The sequence below is a fragment of the Jannaschia sp. L-14R genome (assembly GCF_056857695.1).
The window spans coordinates 478,901-493,729 of record NZ_JBSXNP010000010.1 but is presented as its reverse complement, the minus strand read 5'-3'; the positions used below and the strand labels follow the sequence as shown (position 1 = coordinate 493,729).

The following is a 14,829-nucleotide window of genomic DNA, read 5'->3' as shown; positions in this document are numbered from 1 at the left end:
GCTAATGCAGGCGCACCCTGCGGCGAGTTGGCGGAGTGGTTACGCAGCGGATTGCAAATCCGTGTACACCGGTTCGATTCCGGTACTCGCCTCCAAGATCTAGCGCAGGCTCAGCAAGGCCAGACCGACGACCAGCAGCATGGATGCTGCCATCGCAATGTTGATGGCGCGTTGGGCCGGGCCGCTCAGATCCAGACGTCGCAGCCAGACCCCCAGACCCAGCCAGGCGAAATGCAGCGGCAGCCAGATGGCGTTCATTATCAGCAGTTTTGCCGTGACCTCGACCAGCGGCGAGTCAGGCAGGAAAGCGAAACCTGAAAACAGCGCCGTGTTGACCGCGTATGCCTTGGGATTGATGGCTTGCAGGGCGAGGCCGTCGCGGATGCCCGGTTGGCGTATTGCAGGGATGATGGCGATTTTCGAGCCGGCGGTGGCGATGCGGAACGCCAGATACAGAAGATATCCTGTTGACGCCAGAAACAGCATGACACGCAACGGCGGCCACGCCAGCAGCGTCGCCGCAACGCCCGAAATCACTGCGAACGACACGAGGTTGGTTCCGATAAAAAGGCCCGTCACGTAGCGCAGGCCCGCGCGCGCGCCGAAAGCCGATCCGACACCGGCCGTCGACAGAACGCCAGGTCCAGGCGTTACGATCAGGAAGAAGACGGCCAGGGCGAAGGTCAGCAAGTCATTCACCCCGCGCCACGCGTTCGCGCCACCAGATGACCAATCCGGCAACGGCGATGACCGCTGCCCCCGACATGGTCATCACGTCGGGCACCGTGCCGAAGACGATATATCCGCTGATCGCGAGGTAGATCAGAAAGGAATAGCTGAACGGCATCAATACGCTGGCTGGGGCGTAACCGTGCGCCTGACTGAAAAAATGGTGCCCGGTCCAGGCAAAACCGCCAATGGCGAACAGCAGTATCCAGTCAAGCGGGGTTGTCGGGCTGCTCCAGACCCAGATCGCGACCGGCAGCAGGACGACCGTGCCGACCAGTCCGGCATACAGCTGCATCGTTCGGGGCGCTGCAACGCCCGCCAGCCTGCGGGTCAGGATCGAGAACAACGCCAGCGACGTCGCCGAGATCAGGCTGAATATGACGGCCCAGTGAAACTCCGCAGACCAGGGGCGCACCACGATCAGCACGCCCACAAACCCCAGCAGGATCGCAGCCCACCGCCATGGCCCGACCCTTTCACCCAGAAGCGGTACCGACAATGCCGATACCAGTATAGGGGAGGAGAACATGATTGCCGCCGACACCGTCAGATCCAGATAACGGAGTGCAACGAAGTTCGTTGTCGTCGATATCAGCAACAGCCCGCCACGCGCCAGCATGGCCAGGGCCTGTGCGCGCGGCGCGGTCCAGCCGGAATGATCCGCCCCCAGCATCGGACCAGTCGACAAGGCCAGATGCACCCCGAACCGCATGAATGCCAATTGCATCGCCGGGATACTCGCCAGCGACAGCCATTTGACCGAAGTGTCGGTGAAGGCGAACAAAACATACGCCAGCAACATCAATGCGATGCCACGACCCGGATCGTCTTGCCGGGCGCGGGCCAGATGCGAGACCGGGGCGGGCGAAGCCACGCAGGTCTAGCCCCTGAACCGGTCAACGTAGAAATCGACCATCTGCGGCACCAGGTCTTCGCCGCGCCCCTGCTCGACCGCCATGGTCAGCGCTTCGCGGGCGCAGTTCGACATCACTGTGGCCGCACCCAGATCGTCCGCCATCTGCTTGTAGTATCCGACGTCCTTGGCCGCATTGCGCACCGAAAAGGCCAGCATTTCAGCATTGTCGTCCACTGCGTAAGCCTTGATGAAATCCATCATTCCCGACCGTAACGGGCCTGCCGCCATGACGTCGTAGACATCCTTGCGCGCTACCCCGGCGCGATCGGCCATGGCAAAGGCTTCGGCCATTGCGTTGGCGGTGGTCATGGCGAAGAAGTTGTTGATCAGCTTGATCGTATGTCCGTTGCCCAGATCGCCCAGGTGAAAGACATTCTCGCCCAGATCGTCCAGCACCGGGCGCACTTTGTCGAAGGCTGCCTTGTCGCCCGAACACATCAGGTTCAGTTTGCCGTCGCGGCCGTGGCTGGGGGTCCGCCCGATGGGGGCATCCAGATAGGTTCCGCCCGCCGCCGCGACCTCCGCGCCCAGCGTCTTGGTTGAGCCGGGCAGCGATGTGCCGAAATCGATAACCACCGCGCCCTTGGTCAACCCGGCGATCACACCGTCGTCGCCGCGCATCCGGCCTTCGACGTGATCCGACGTGCCCATGCAGAGCATCACGATATCGGATTCTTCGGCCACATCGCGGGCCGTTCTGGCCTCCTGAGCGCCGCGAGAAGTCGCCGCATCAAGGCCTGTGCGGTCTCGGTTTCCCAGCACAATCAGGTCGTGACCCTGGTCCAAAAGCCGCTGCACCATTGCGGAGCCCATGAGGCCAAGCCCGATAAATCCGATTTTTGCCATGTCAGTCAGTCCCTTGCTGTCTCGAAGGATCGCGTCTGCAATCCCTTTTGAATCTCGTAGATCGTTTTGCCGATAGGCGGAGCGGGCAGGGGGATGCGGACGGGTGTGTCGGCCAATCTGGGCTGCCGCGATGTGCCACACAGCATCCGAGCGTCATAATCCGCGAGGTCCGAGAACTTCGTCATCGACCCCATGATCGGCCAGGCGTCCGCCGCCATCATTTCGTAGAACAGAATGCGCCGCGATCTGGTCGATGTGTTCAGCGCCGATCCATGCACGATCCGCCCGTGATGCAGCGATATCGAACCGGCCGGTCCCATCAACGGCACCGCATCGGCCATGTCGAATCCGTCGCGTTCCAGATCCATTGCACCGACGAAATATCCGCCCGCATGGTGGTCGTTGATCGGGCCCCTGTGGCTGCCGGGAAAGACCATCAGCGGCCCGTTTTCCGGCCCCATGTCGTCCAGAATGACGCCAACGGCCAGCACGGCATCGTTGGTATGCGGGTAGAAGGCGAAGTCCTGATGCCATTCGACGGCAGCGCCGTATCCGGCCTCCTTCATGTTCAGCTTGGTTGTGTGCAACCGCAGGTCCGGGCCGATCAGGTCGCGGGCCGGGGCCAGAATCGTGTCCGATAACATCAGGTCGCGGAATACGTCGGAATGCCTGTGCGGCAGCTTGATCCGCCGCAGGCGGGGCGCGTCCGGCGTATGGCTGTCCTCCAGGTCCAGTTCCTCTGTGCCTTCGGTCAGGCCCCGCGCCTTGGCGGTGTAGCGGTCGATCTCGGCATGCAGAATGGACAGCTGATCCGTGGTCAGCCGACGTTCCAGCACAAGGTATCCGTCCCGGTCATAGGCGGCTTTCTGGTCTTGGGTCAGGACTTCCATCGCATCACTCCCGTGGTCTCAGCGCGGCCAGTTTCGGCAGGGTCATGACCGGGTCGGGCGTGATCCCGGTATAGGCTTCGAAGCTCTGCATGGCCATGAAGCGGAACAGGTCGAACCCGGTCAGAACATCCAGCCCGGCCGATTTCGCCGCCAATGCGAACGGTGTGTCGGTCGGGGTATAGACTGCGTCAAATGCCCATTTCTGGTGGCCCAGAAGTAACGGATCGAAGGCCGTGCCGCCATAGGGGGCCATGCCCAAGGGCGTGCAATTCGCCAGTCCGTCTGCATCGCGAATGGCATCCGTAGAGTCCGCGATGTCGACAGCAATGGCCCCGGTGCGCGCCGCCAGTTCGTGGGCCATGTCGGCGTCCAGGTCCCAGATATGCACCGGCCCCGCGCCCAAAGCGATCAGCGCCGGAACCACGGCCCGCGCGACGCCGCCCGCCCCGGCGACTGCAACGCTTCCGGGGGAACGGTTCAGGACATTGGGAAAGGCTGACAGAAAGCCGGTATAATCGGTATTGTGCCCTGTCACCGGGTCGAAAATCAGCGTGTTTGCCGCGCCGAGGTGCGCAGTGCCGGGCACCATCGCGCCGTCCGCCCACGTCGCGGCATGGGTTTTCCACGGGTGGGTCACGGTTACGCCGGTCCAGCCATCCGAACGCAACAGATCGATCTGGTCATCGAAATCGAAACCCTCGATCTCCAGGGTGTCTATCGAGGTGAAGGCGACCTCGATCCCGACGTCCGCAGCCATGATGTCCAGGGCTTTAGACAGACGCGAGTTGCCGATATTCTCACCGATCAGGCCACAGAGCAGGGTCATGTCACGCTCGCTGTCCGTTCGATCCGCAAGATGACATCCAGGGTGGCACGGGCCGAGGCGGCATCGACCAAAGGTTTGACCCGACCGGCGATCACCTTTGCGAAATGCTCCAACTGACGGATCAGGGGAACGCCTTCGTCCACCGGGGTTTCGGACGGGCGCGGCTTCTCATTCCAATGCGTGGACCCGGACCAGACGCGTAGGGAGGGGAACTCCACTCCACCGCCGGTGCAGGCGATCCGCAAACTGTCTTGAGCGGTACAGGGAATGTGGGGGTTTTCGCCGGTTCCGGCCTCGAAGCCCCAGGGCGTCGGCGTAGTGTCGGAATAGGTCAATGTCGCGATCACGCCGCTGTTGAACCGCAAGACCGCGCCACCGGATTCGGGCCGCTTGGCACCCCGGATCGCATTTGATGCAAGTCCCAAGACATCCGTGACCTCACCGAAGAGCCACCGCAAGATGTCGACGTCGTGGATCAGGTTCTGCTTGATCGGCGCACCGTCGATTCCTGCGCGCCAGTCTGCGTCGAAGTATTCGTCCGGCTTGCGCATCAGCCACATCATGTTCGCCGCGACCGGATGGCCCAGCCTGCCTGACGTGATGATCTCGTGCAGCTTGGCAACGCGAGGATGGTGCCGCCGGTGATGCCCGACCAGTATCTTGACACCTGCGGCATCGGCCGCCGCGATCATGGCGTCGGCGTTTCCAAGCGTGTCCGCCACCGGCTTTTCGACCAGTACGTGCCAGCCTCGTTTGACGGCAGCGATCGTCAGTGGCGCATGGCTGCAGGTCGGGGTCGCAATGACGATGCCGTCGGCGGCGACATCTACGGCGTCGATGTTTGCGAAACCGGGGGCAGTGGCATGCGCCCGCCGTGCCACGTCAGGGTCGATGATGCCTGCTAATATCAGATCGGGATGCGCTTCGATATGCGCCAGATGCCGTGCGCCTATCAGCCCCGTTCCGGCCAGCAGAAGTCGGGTCACATCACCGCCCCGATCTGCCATGGCACGAATTCATAATCGCCCAAACCCTGCGTCTCGGATTTGCTGGCCTCTCCGCTGGCCACGCGCAGGAACATCTCATAGATCTCGCGCCCCTTGGCTTCGACCGACGACCGCCCGTCCAGAATGTCGCCCGCGTTGATGTCCATGTCCTCGGGCATCCGGTCGAACAGCGACTGGTTCGTCGCCACCTTGATCGTCGGCGCTGGTTTCGACCCGAAGGCCGATCCGCGTCCGGTGGTAAAGCATACCAACTGGCATCCACCCGCGATCTGGCCGGTGACCGACGCAGGGTCGTATCCAGGGCTGTCCATGAAGGTGAACCCCTTGGCCGTTACCTGCTCCGCATATTTGTAGACACCCGTCAGCGGCGTCGTCCCGCCCTTGGCCGCCGCGCCCAGTGATTTTTCGAGAATTGTCGTCAAGCCGCCCTTCTTGTTGCCGGGGCTGGGGTTGTTGTCCATCGAACCCTTGTTGCGGGCGGTATAATCTTCCCACCAGTCGATCAGGCCGACCAGCCGGTCACCCACCGCCCGTGTCACGGCCCGGCGGGTCAGAAGGTGTTCGGCACCATAGATTTCCGGCGTCTCGGCCAGCACGCCAGTGCCGCCCTGCGCCACCAGCAAGTCACAGGCATGTCCCAAGGCGGGGTTCGCCGTGATCCCCGACCATGCGTCCGATCCGCCGCATTGCAGTGCCACCTTCAATTCGGACGCAGGGCAGGGCGTGCGCCGCGCCTGGTTCGCGATGGGCAGCATCGCACGCACCTTTGCGACCCCAAGTTCGACCGTCCGACGCAGGCCCGCGACATTCTGAATGTTCATCGTCTGGAATGTCGGTGTGTGCTTCAGCCCCCAGGCTTCCAACAGCCAGTCGATCTGGTTCATCTCGCACCCCAGGCCCACCATTACGACGCCCGCATGGTTCGGATGCTTGGCGTATCCCCACATTACGCGCTGCAACGCTTCGAACCCGTCGCCGTCTGACGCCATGCCGCAGCCTGTGCCGTGGACGAAGGCGCAGACACCGTCGACGTTCGGATAGTCGGCCAGTTCCTCCGGCCCGAAAGAATCGGCGATCCGCCGTGCCGCCGTGGCCGAGCAATTCACCGAGGTGACGATGGCAATGTAATTCCGGGTGCCAATGCCACCATTTTCGCGTCGATAGCCCATGAATGTATCGCCGGTGGCAGGCGCGACCGGTTGCAGGTCAGTCCCGAATTCATAGGCGTGATCGGTCGCGGCGAAGGCGCAGTTATGGGTATGGACGTGATCGCCCGGTGCGATGGCTTGGCTGGCATAACCGATAATCTGGCCATATTTGCGAATCGGCTCGCCGACGTCCATCGCGGCGGTGGCAATCTTGTGACCCGACGGGATCAGGTCTGCGGTCACTGTCTCCTCGACCGGGGCGCCGACCTCCAGCGCGCGGGTTGCGGTGACGACGGTGTCGCTGGTGTGCAGGCGGATGGTAGTATGCATGGGACTCACGAAAAGGCTGGGCCGCGCCATGCGACCAGATGGAAGACCTGTCGACCCTGATAGGGTCGAAGTCGGGCGATCACTCCAACAGGATCTCGACGATCGGAGGATAGATCAAAAGGACCGACAGCGCCGCAAGCTGAATGCAGATGAACGGCAGGAAGCCCTTGAAGATGTCGGTCAGGCTGATGTGCGGAGGCGCGACCGATTTCAGATAGAACGCGGCGGGACCGAACGGTGGCGACAGGAAACTGACCTGCATGTTCATGGTAAACAATACACCGAACCAGACCGACAGATATTTCGGCTGCAGCGTGCCGAACAGGCCGATCTCTTCGATCGGCAGACGCTGAACGATGGGCAGGAACACCGGAATGATCAGCAGGACGATGCCGACCCAATCCATGAAAGCGCCCATGAACAAAAGGATCAGCATCATTACCAGCAAGATGCCCATTGTCGGCAGGTCTGCGGACACGATCAGGTTAGCCACATAGGTCGGGCCGCCCGCGATGGTGTATGCACCGGCCAGCGTTGCCGCGCCGATGGTGACCCAGATGATCGTGCCCGTCGATTTCAGGGTGCGCATCAGGCTGTCCCAGACCAGCTCGACCGAGGCCTCACCCCGGAACAGCGAGATCAGGAACACCGCGATGACGCCCATTGCCGCCGCCTCGGTAATGCCCGAAATGCCACCGTAGATCGACCCCAGCACCACGCCGATGACCACGATGGGCGCGACCAGTCCCTTGCCCATCGCCCAGCCTCGCTTGGCCCGGTGGGTCTTGAAAACGAAGAAGATCAGCGCCAGCGATATGGCGACCGCGATGGCCGTGATCCAGACGTGTTGCGGCTGTCCCATGGTGATCGGATCGACGTTTGCGATGACCGCATTCTGGCCGGTAACGGTGAAGAACAGCGCCCGCAAGAACAACGCGGTCGAGAACCCGGCCGCCAGAATGGCAAGGAATGCGCCGAAGAGCTTGGCTTTTTCGGCGCCTCTCGGATCGTTCGGGTCATCGGCGGGCAGGGGGGCCAGCGCCGGGTTCATCTGCGTGCGGATGATGATGTAGATGATAATGAACGACGCCAGCATGAAACCGGGCAGGAAGGCCGCGGTGAACAGCGCCTTGATGGACGTTTCCGTGATCAGGCCGAAAATGATCAGCACGATCGACGGCGGGATCATCGTGCCCAGGCTGCCGGACGCGCAGATCGTACCGATGGCAAGGTTCTGGTCATAGCCCAGCCGCAACATCTGCGGCAGCGCGATCAGGCCCAGCAACACGACTTCTCCGCCGATGATGCCCGACATCGCCGCCATGATAACCGCCATGATCGACGTGACGATGGCAATGCCGCCGCGTGTGCGCGACAGCCAGACATTGAGCGAGGAATACATCGACTTGGCGATGCCGGAGCGTTCCAGCAGCGAGGCCATGAAAATGAACAGCGGGATCGAGATAAGCACGTAATCCGTCAGCAATCCGAAGATCTTCTGACTGAGAATGTTCAACGGCCCCGATCCGAACCGGCCCGTCAGCAGGCCTTCGCCGAAGTCCCACGGCGCGGTCAGCAGCGCAGGCTCGAACTTCATGACAAGCACCAAAACCGCAAGCACCGCCGACGCGAGGCCCAGTGGCATCCCTATAGCCAGCAACAGCATCAGGCCGATCAACAGAACCAGAGAAATCGTTCCGACGTCCATGTCTTCCCCCTTGTGGCCCCGTTTTCGGGTGCCGTATTTACCAGCCCCCTGTGGGCGTCAGTCGTCGGAAACCGCGCGGCGCAACCGCTCCAGCTCGTCTTCGTCGATGTCATCGGCGGCGGTATGGATCACCGGCACCATGTTCCAGTCCCGGAACAGATTGGCGATGGCCTGAGCCGCGACCAGAATGACCACCACGATGATCATCGGCTTGATCGTCGCCGGGATCGGTGGATTGAAGGCCGTGCCATAGAGCTCCCACCGCAGGAATTTCTGCGTGGCTTCGCCGTATGCGCCGTAGAACAGAAAGAATGCGAAGGTTACGATCAGCACAGTCGAGATAACGTCACAGACCCGCTGCAACCAGCGCGGGAACAGGTCATACAGGATGTAGATGCGGATATGGCTGCGCTGCTGCATCGCGTAGAGGCCCGACAGCAGGAACGTGAATCCCGCCAGCCAGAGCGACACTTCGTTGGCCCAGAGCGTCGGTTTCTCGAACACGTATCGCGCCAGAACCTCGAATAGCATCACACAGACCAGGATCGCGATCAGCGCCATCGTTGCGCGGCCCAGGAAACAGGAAATTCGGTCGAACAGGCCCCAGTCCTGCCATTCCATCGGAGCGCGGCGCACCGTCATGACGCCGATGACGAACAACACGATCACGGCCAGTGCCATGCCCCAGTCTATCGGCCCAAGCACGGACCACTCGCGTGCCAAACGGTCCACTTCAGGACCGGGTTCACGCAGGAGTATAATGAAGCCGGGGAAATTCCAGATCGTCCAGGCCATGCTGCCTACAAACAACAGCGGCACGAACACCTCGATGGCGCGGGGCTTGTAGATCACGCTTCCGGCGTCCGCGCTGGTTTCGATCGGTGTGATGTTGCGTGGTGTGGCCATGAGAGTCGGTCCTCGGGCACGGCGCGCCGGGCGCGGGCCTTGGGCTGTCGAAAAGGGATTGCACCGTTCTTTCGGGAATGGTGCATGGTCAAGGGTGGGATGCGGCCCTGCAAGCGGGCCGCATCCGGGTCGGGTCAGGTGCGGATCACTCCTGCACGAGGCCCAGCTGCTTCAGATACGCCAGGTGCGATTCCACCAGCGCCTCGGCTTCCGGCGTCGTTGCGAACTCGGGCCAGGTGGACTGCGCGGCGTTGCGGAATTCCTGCAGGTCCGCCGCAGACCATTCCGACAGGGTGACACCTTCTTCGCGCAGTTGCGCTGCGGCCTCGGCGTTTTTCTTCTCGAACGTCAGGGCCGTCCGAAGCGCAAGGCTTTCCATCGACACGGACATGATCCGCTGATGGGCTTCGGGCATGCCGTCCCAGACCGACTTGTTGCACGCCAGGTGATCCGACGGCATCGAGTGGAAGCCGGGGTAGTTTGCGAATTTGGCGATATCATACAGACCCAGACCGACATTGTTGGCCAAACCGGATGCGTCGGCCCCGTCGATGATGCCGGTTTCCAGCGCGGTGAAGATCTCGGTGAAATCCATCACAATCGGTGTCGCACCAAGCTTTTCGAAAATCTTGGTTTCCATCCCCGGAGGCGAGCGGAACTTCCAGTTCTGCAAGTCGCTGATCTGGGCGATCGGCTTGGTCGAGGCAAAGCTCTCCTGACCGTAGATCCACCAGCCGACCAGCTGCATGTCATAGGCATTGTAAAGCTTCTGCGCAGCTTCAAGCCCCCCCCCGTAATACAGCCAGGACAGCTGCTGGTACGGGGTCGCATAGCCCCCCATGATGTCGCCAACGAACTGGAACGCAGGGTTCTTGCCGGTCTGATAGGCTCCGCCCGTCATGTCGCAGTCAAGGATGCCGGACGCGGCGGCGTCGAAAGTTTCCGTCGGCTTCACCACGGATGCCGAATAAAACATCTCGATCGCGATTTCGCCGTTGGACATGGTCTGAACGTTGTCGACGAACGCTGCTGCAAGGCGTCCCGATTCGGTCTCTGGTGCATAGTGCGTCTGGATACGAAGCGTCGTGGTGGCATGGGCGTCGGCCAGTGCGGCGGTACCTGTCAGAGCAGTGGTGGCAGCAGCGAGCGCGGCCAGCGTGAACGTTTTCATTTTTATCCTCCCGGTTTTCGATGGCTATCCCCGTGCCCGCAGCGGGCCTCCCTCGGGGCGCCGCCAAAGCCTAGCGGGGATTTTGCGTGGCGCAACAAGGAAAATGAAAATATATGGACATTGCATTATTTTCTGGAATATCAAAATTCCATGCAATCGAGTTCGGGAGGGACACGAATGCCTGCCGAACGAACCGGAACGCCCGATATCTATGCCGATCTGGAGCGTCGTCTGATGACGGCGGGCTTTGCGTCAGGGGCCAAGCTGATGCCATCGGCGCTGCAGCATGAGTATGGCTGTTCAGCCAATACCGTGCGCGACGTGCTGTTGCAGCTGTCCAAGGTCGGGCTGGTCGATTTCGAGATGCAGCGCGGCTTTCGTGCGCGCCGGATTTCGGCTGCGCGGCGCAGCGATATCGCCCGTTTTCGCATCCTGCTGGAACAGGAGGGGGCGGTCGGGTCAATGCGCCAGGGGGGACTTGCATGGGAAGCGCGCCTGACAGCCGCGCATCATTCCCTGAGCCATATCGAGCGTGAGATCGAGCGGCAGGGCAAGATGGGATCGCTTCTGGGCCTGTGGTCGGATGCCGAACTGACGTTCCATGAAACGCTGATCTCGGCGTGTGAAATGCCTGTACTGATCGAGACGTTCGCGTCAATCTACAAACAGTTCCGCCAGCAGATCACCGGGCTGGAAGAGGCTTATTCGCCCGAATTCCTTCATCACATCGTCGCTGAACACCAGGCGATTCTCGACGCCGCACTGTCGCGCGACGAAGATGCCCTGCGTGCCGCAATTCGCCATCATCAACGGCGGCACTTTGGATGATGCACCATTCCACTCAATCAGAGTCCGTTGCGCGCCCTCAGTTCCAGATACAGGGCGGAATGATCCATTTCGCCGCCGTCCATCGCGTCGCGCAAGTGCTTGAACCGGTCGTTGACGGCGCTCACCGTGGGCAGCGTCAGGTTGAGCGAATCAGCCTCGCTCAGCACGTTGTCCAGATCCTTGATCTGGAACTTGGTCAGCCCGCCCGGAACGAAATCGCGATTTGTCATTCGTGCACCATGCTGCTGCAGGATCACACTGTCTGCGAACCCGCCCTTCAGCGCGTCGCGCACGGCGGCGGGGTCGGCGCCCCCCTGTTCCAGCAGAAGCATCGCCTCGGCCACGGCACCGATAGTGCAGGCGACAATGGCCTGGTTGGCCAGTTTCGCCAGTTGTCCCGCACCCACCGGCCCGACATGCACCGGGCGGCCCATTGCGGACAGGACCGGCTGGATTTTCGCGAAAGTATCGGCGTCGCCGCCTGCCATGATTGCCAGGGTCGCGCCCTGCGCCCCCTTGGTGCCGCCGGACACCGGCGCGTCGATGTATCCCATTCCAATGCCTGCAAACCGCGCGGCGTGGGCGCGGGCTTCCTCGGGTCTGATCGACGCCATTTCGACCCAGGTCGTGCCTATGGCAAAGCTGTCCCAGACAGCCTGCTGCACGGCGTTCGAGGCCGGTCCGTCGGACAGCATCGAGATTACGATACCGGCGCCCGCAACCGCGTCTTCGGGCGTTTCGGCCACCGTTGCACCCAGACCGGCCAGCGGCGCAGCCTTGTCGGCGGATCGGTTCCAAACCGTAAGATCGTGCTTTTTCGCCAAGAGGTTACGGGCCATCGGGCCGCCCATCAGGCCGGTTCCCAGAAGGGTGAGCTTGGTCATATCAGGTCCCCTGTTTGCGCTTACACTAGAAACTCACTAGCCCAATTTACAATCAGGAGATTCACATGACGGACCGTCTCAAGGGCAAACGCGCCCTGATCACCGCGGCCGGACAAGGCATTGGCCGCGCCACCGCCGAGATGTTCATTGCGGAAGGGGCAGAGGTCTTCGCCTCGGACGTGAATACCGATCTTCTGGCAGGCCTCGATTGCGAAACCCTGATGATCGACGCCCGCAATGATTCAAGTGTCCAGGCTGGGGTCGCGACAGCGAAACCGGACGTATTGTTCAACTGCGCGGGCTTCGTGCATCACGGCAATGCCCTCGACGCGACAGACGCGGACTGGGACTTTGGCTTCGATCTGAACGTCCGCAGCATGTTCCGCACCATACGGGCCGCCTTGCCGGGCATGATCGAACGGGGCGGCGGGTCGATCGTCAACATGTCATCGGCCTGTTCATCGGTCATCGGCGCGCCGAACCGCTTCATCTACGGCACCACAAAGGCCGCCGTGATCGGCCTGACGAAATCGGTCGCGGTCGATTACATCAAGCAGGGCATCCGCTGTAACGCGATCTGCCCCGGCACCGTGGAATCGCCATCCTGGCACGACCGGGTGAAAGCCTTGGGCGAAGAACTGGGCAGCTATGACACGGCGCTGGAACAATTCGTCTCTCGCCAGCCGATGGGGCGTGTCGCGACCGCCAGGGAAATCGCTTCGCTTGTAACTTATCTGGCGTCCGACGAATCCGGGTTCACGACGGGCCATCCGCATGTCATCGACGGCGGCTGGTCCGGACAATAACAATATCTTACGAGGCGACCTTCATGTCGAAACTTCGCTCACGCCTGTGGTTCAACAACCCCGACAACCGCGAGATGACCGCCCTCTATCTTGAGCGCTATCTCAACTACGGTCTGACGCGGGAAGAGTTGCAGGGCAACAAACCGATCATCGCCATCGCCCAGACCGGCAGTGATCTCAGCCCCTGCAATCGCCACCATATCGAACTGGCCAAACGGGTCCGCGACGGCATCATCTCTGCCGGGGGGGTGCCGCTGGAGGTGCCGGTCCATCCCATTCAGGAAACCGGCAAACGCCCTACCGCGTCGCTGGACCGCAACCTCGCCTATCTGTCGCTGTCCGAGACGCTGAACGGCTACCCCCTCGACGGCGTGGTCCTGATGATCGGCTGCGACAAGACGACGCCCGCGCTTCTGATGGCGGCCGCGACGGTCAACATTCCCGCCATCGCCCTGTCCGTCGGCCCCATGCTGAACGGCTGGTTCAAGGGCGCTCGCACAGGGTCCGGCACCATTGTCTGGAAGGCGCGGGAGATGCATGCCGCGGGCGAGATCGACGACGCCGGGTTCATGGAGATTGTCGCTTCGTCAACGCCGTCCGTCGGGTACTGCAACACGATGGGCACCGCCACGACGATGAATTCGCTGGCCGAAGCCCTTGGAATGCAGCTGCCCGGAGCCGCGGCGATTCCAGCGCCCTATCGTCAGCGGGGCCAAATCAGCTATGAAACTGGCCAGCGCATCGTGCAGATGGTCCATGACGATCTGAAACCGTCAGACATCATGACGCGCGAAGCCTTTGAAAACGCTGTCGTCGTCAACTCCGCCATCGGTGGGTCGACCAATGCGCCGATCCATCTGAATGCCATCGCGCGACATCTTGGTGTGCCGCTGGACAACGACGACTGGCAAGACATCGGGCACAAGGTTCCCCTGCTGGTAAATCTCCAGCCTGCCGGGAAATATCTTGGCGAGGATTACTATCATGCAGGCGGCGTCCCAGCCGTGATCGGACAGCTTCTGGCCGCAGGAATGTTGCCCTATCCGGATGCGCTTACCGCGAACGGCAAGACGATGCAGGATAATTGCGGAGGGCATACCTCTGAACTGCCGGACGTGATTCTGCCTATCGACGCGCCGATGCTGAAGGATGCAGGGTTTCTCAATCTGAAGGGCAATCTGTTCGACAGTGCAATCATGAAAACCTCGGTCATTTCTCCGGAGTTCCGTAAACGCTACTTGTCCAATCCCGATGATCCGGAGGCCTTCGAGGGTCGGGCCATCGTATTCGACGGACCTGAAGACTATCACTTGAAGATTGACGACGAAGCCCTTGAAATAGATGAAGACTGCATCCTCATCATGCGTGGAGTTGGGCCTATCGGTTACCCCGGAGCGGCCGAGGTCGTGAACATGCGTCCCCCTTCGTATCTGCTGAAACGCGACATTCATACGCTGCCCTGCATCGGGGACGGCCGGCAATCCGGCACGTCGGGAAGTCCCTCGATTCTGAACGCCAGTCCCGAAGCGGCAGTCGGCGGAGGCCTTGCTCTGGTCGCGACGGGTGATCGCCTGCGCATCGATCTTGGAAAAGGCACCGCAGACATGCTGGTGGACGAGGAAACGCTGGCCGAACGTCGTACCGCCTTGCCGCCGCATCCCTTCACACCCGACAGCGAGACGCCGTGGCAGGAGATATTCCGCGACCGCGTCGGCCCGCTGTCCGAAGGCATGACCCTGCGCGGAGCAGATGCCTATCGTGGAACGGCGCAAAAGGGTGTCGCTCGCGACAACCACTGAGTCATAAAATATTAATACTTTTCTAGGAGATACAA

14 protein-coding genes and 1 tRNA gene are annotated in these 14,829 nt (G+C 61.6%); 4 read left to right on the top strand and 11 right to left on the bottom strand.

What is annotated here, in order from left to right:
• Positions 1-21: 21 nt before the first annotated feature.
• Positions 22-95 (top strand) — tRNA-Cys (locus AC13C2_RS10765).
• Positions 96-99: 4 nt separating this feature from the next.
• On the opposite strand, the gene AC13C2_RS10760 is transcribed toward AC13C2_RS10765, so the two are convergent.
• The 10 genes from AC13C2_RS10760 to AC13C2_RS10715 form a co-directional block, all read right to left on the bottom strand.
• Positions 100-690 (bottom strand): LysE family translocator, encoded by a 591-nt coding sequence (locus AC13C2_RS10760; protein WP_482886801.1) that lies wholly within the window; start codon positions 688-690, stop codon positions 100-102.
• A 1-nt stretch (position 691) separates the two neighbouring features.
• Positions 692-1,603, bottom strand: a complete 912-nt coding sequence (locus tag AC13C2_RS10755; RefSeq protein WP_482886800.1) for a DMT family transporter — start codon at positions 1,601-1,603, stop codon at positions 692-694.
• Positions 1,604-1,609: 6 nt separating this feature from the next.
• Positions 1,610-2,491 (bottom strand): NAD(P)-dependent oxidoreductase, encoded by an 882-nt coding sequence (locus AC13C2_RS10750; protein ID WP_482886799.1) that lies wholly within the window; start codon positions 2,489-2,491, stop codon positions 1,610-1,612.
• A gap of 5 nt (positions 2,492-2,496) precedes the next feature.
• Entirely contained in the window at positions 2,497-3,381 is an 885-nt protein-coding gene (locus tag AC13C2_RS10745; RefSeq protein ID WP_482886798.1) for a phytanoyl-CoA dioxygenase family protein, read from the bottom strand.
• Between the two features lie 4 nt (positions 3,382-3,385).
• Positions 3,386-4,207, bottom strand: coding sequence for a shikimate dehydrogenase family protein (locus AC13C2_RS10740; RefSeq protein WP_092761725.1), 822 nt, complete (start codon positions 4,205-4,207; stop codon positions 3,386-3,388).
• Positions 4,204-5,193 carry a Gfo/Idh/MocA family protein gene (locus AC13C2_RS10735; RefSeq protein WP_175495810.1) on the bottom strand — a complete coding sequence of 330 codons (990 nt, stop codon included), beginning with the start codon at positions 5,191-5,193 and terminating at the stop codon, positions 4,204-4,206. Before AC13C2_RS10735 ends, AC13C2_RS10740 begins: the two co-directional genes overlap by 4 nt.
• Positions 5,190-6,692 (bottom strand): UxaA family hydrolase, encoded by a 1,503-nt coding sequence (locus AC13C2_RS10730; RefSeq protein ID WP_092762019.1) that lies wholly within the window; start codon positions 6,690-6,692, stop codon positions 5,190-5,192. The genes AC13C2_RS10735 and AC13C2_RS10730 overlap by 4 nt, the downstream gene beginning before the upstream one ends.
• Before the next feature lie 79 nt (positions 6,693-6,771).
• Complete coding sequence (locus AC13C2_RS10725) at positions 6,772-8,400, bottom strand: TRAP transporter large permease (protein WP_092761721.1); 1,629 nt, start codon at positions 8,398-8,400, stop codon at positions 6,772-6,774.
• 57 nt (positions 8,401-8,457) lie between these two features.
• A complete protein-coding gene (locus AC13C2_RS10720; RefSeq protein ID WP_245737546.1) occupies positions 8,458-9,306 on the bottom strand; it encodes a TRAP transporter small permease subunit in 849 nt (282 codons plus the stop codon).
• Between the two features lie 145 nt (positions 9,307-9,451).
• Entirely contained in the window at positions 9,452-10,477 is a 1,026-nt protein-coding gene (locus AC13C2_RS10715) for a TRAP transporter substrate-binding protein (RefSeq protein WP_092761719.1), read from the bottom strand.
• A 177-nt stretch (positions 10,478-10,654) separates the two neighbouring features.
• Between AC13C2_RS10715 and AC13C2_RS10710 the strand changes: the two genes are divergently transcribed.
• Entirely contained in the window at positions 10,655-11,305 is a 651-nt protein-coding gene (locus AC13C2_RS10710) for a GntR family transcriptional regulator (protein WP_175495809.1), read from the top strand.
• A 17-nt stretch (positions 11,306-11,322) separates the two neighbouring features.
• Here AC13C2_RS10710 and AC13C2_RS10705 read toward each other — a convergent pair whose 3' ends face one another.
• A complete protein-coding gene (locus AC13C2_RS10705) occupies positions 11,323-12,189 on the bottom strand; it encodes an NAD(P)-dependent oxidoreductase (protein WP_092761717.1) in 867 nt (288 codons plus the stop codon).
• A 65-nt stretch (positions 12,190-12,254) separates the two neighbouring features.
• On the opposite strand from AC13C2_RS10705, the gene AC13C2_RS10700 reads away from it, so the two are divergent.
• Both AC13C2_RS10700 and AC13C2_RS10695 read left to right on the top strand, forming a co-directional pair.
• On the top strand, positions 12,255-12,995 hold the full coding sequence (locus AC13C2_RS10700; protein WP_482886797.1) for an SDR family oxidoreductase: 741 nt from the start codon (positions 12,255-12,257) through the stop codon (positions 12,993-12,995).
• A gap of 23 nt (positions 12,996-13,018) precedes the next feature.
• Positions 13,019-14,794: an IlvD/Edd family dehydratase gene (locus tag AC13C2_RS10695; RefSeq protein ID WP_482886796.1), complete on the top strand. Its 1,776-nt coding sequence runs from the start codon at positions 13,019-13,021 to the stop codon at positions 14,792-14,794.
• Positions 14,795-14,829: the final 35 nt, after the last annotated feature.

Excerpts from the sequence above, each read along its gene's own strand:
- AC13C2_RS10750 (WP_482886799.1), bottom strand. The coding sequence starts at position 2,491 with ATGGCAAAAATCGGATTTATCGGGCTTGGCCTCATGGGCTCCGCAATG.
- AC13C2_RS10745 (WP_482886798.1), bottom strand. The coding sequence starts at position 3,381 with ATGGAAGTCCTGACCCAAGACCAGAAAGCCGCCTATGACCGGGACGGA.
- AC13C2_RS10740 (WP_092761725.1), bottom strand. The coding sequence starts at position 4,207 with ATGACCCTGCTCTGTGGCCTGATCGGTGAGAATATCGGCAACTCGCGT.
- AC13C2_RS10730 (WP_092762019.1), bottom strand. The coding sequence starts at position 6,692 with ATGCATACTACCATCCGCCTGCACACCAGCGACACCGTCGTCACCGCA.
- AC13C2_RS10725 (WP_092761721.1), bottom strand. The coding sequence starts at position 8,400 with ATGGACGTCGGAACGATTTCTCTGGTTCTGTTGATCGGCCTGATGCTG.
- AC13C2_RS10720 (WP_245737546.1), bottom strand. The coding sequence starts at position 9,306 with ATGGCCACACCACGCAACATCACACCGATCGAAACCAGCGCGGACGCC.
- AC13C2_RS10715 (WP_092761719.1), bottom strand. The coding sequence starts at position 10,477 with ATGAAAACGTTCACGCTGGCCGCGCTCGCTGCTGCCACCACTGCTCTG.
- AC13C2_RS10710 (WP_175495809.1), top strand. The coding sequence starts at position 10,655 with ATGCCTGCCGAACGAACCGGAACGCCCGATATCTATGCCGATCTGGAG.
- AC13C2_RS10705 (WP_092761717.1), bottom strand. The coding sequence starts at position 12,189 with ATGACCAAGCTCACCCTTCTGGGAACCGGCCTGATGGGCGGCCCGATG.
- AC13C2_RS10700 (WP_482886797.1), top strand. The coding sequence starts at position 12,255 with ATGACGGACCGTCTCAAGGGCAAACGCGCCCTGATCACCGCGGCCGGA.
- AC13C2_RS10695 (WP_482886796.1), top strand. The coding sequence starts at position 13,019 with ATGTCGAAACTTCGCTCACGCCTGTGGTTCAACAACCCCGACAACCGC.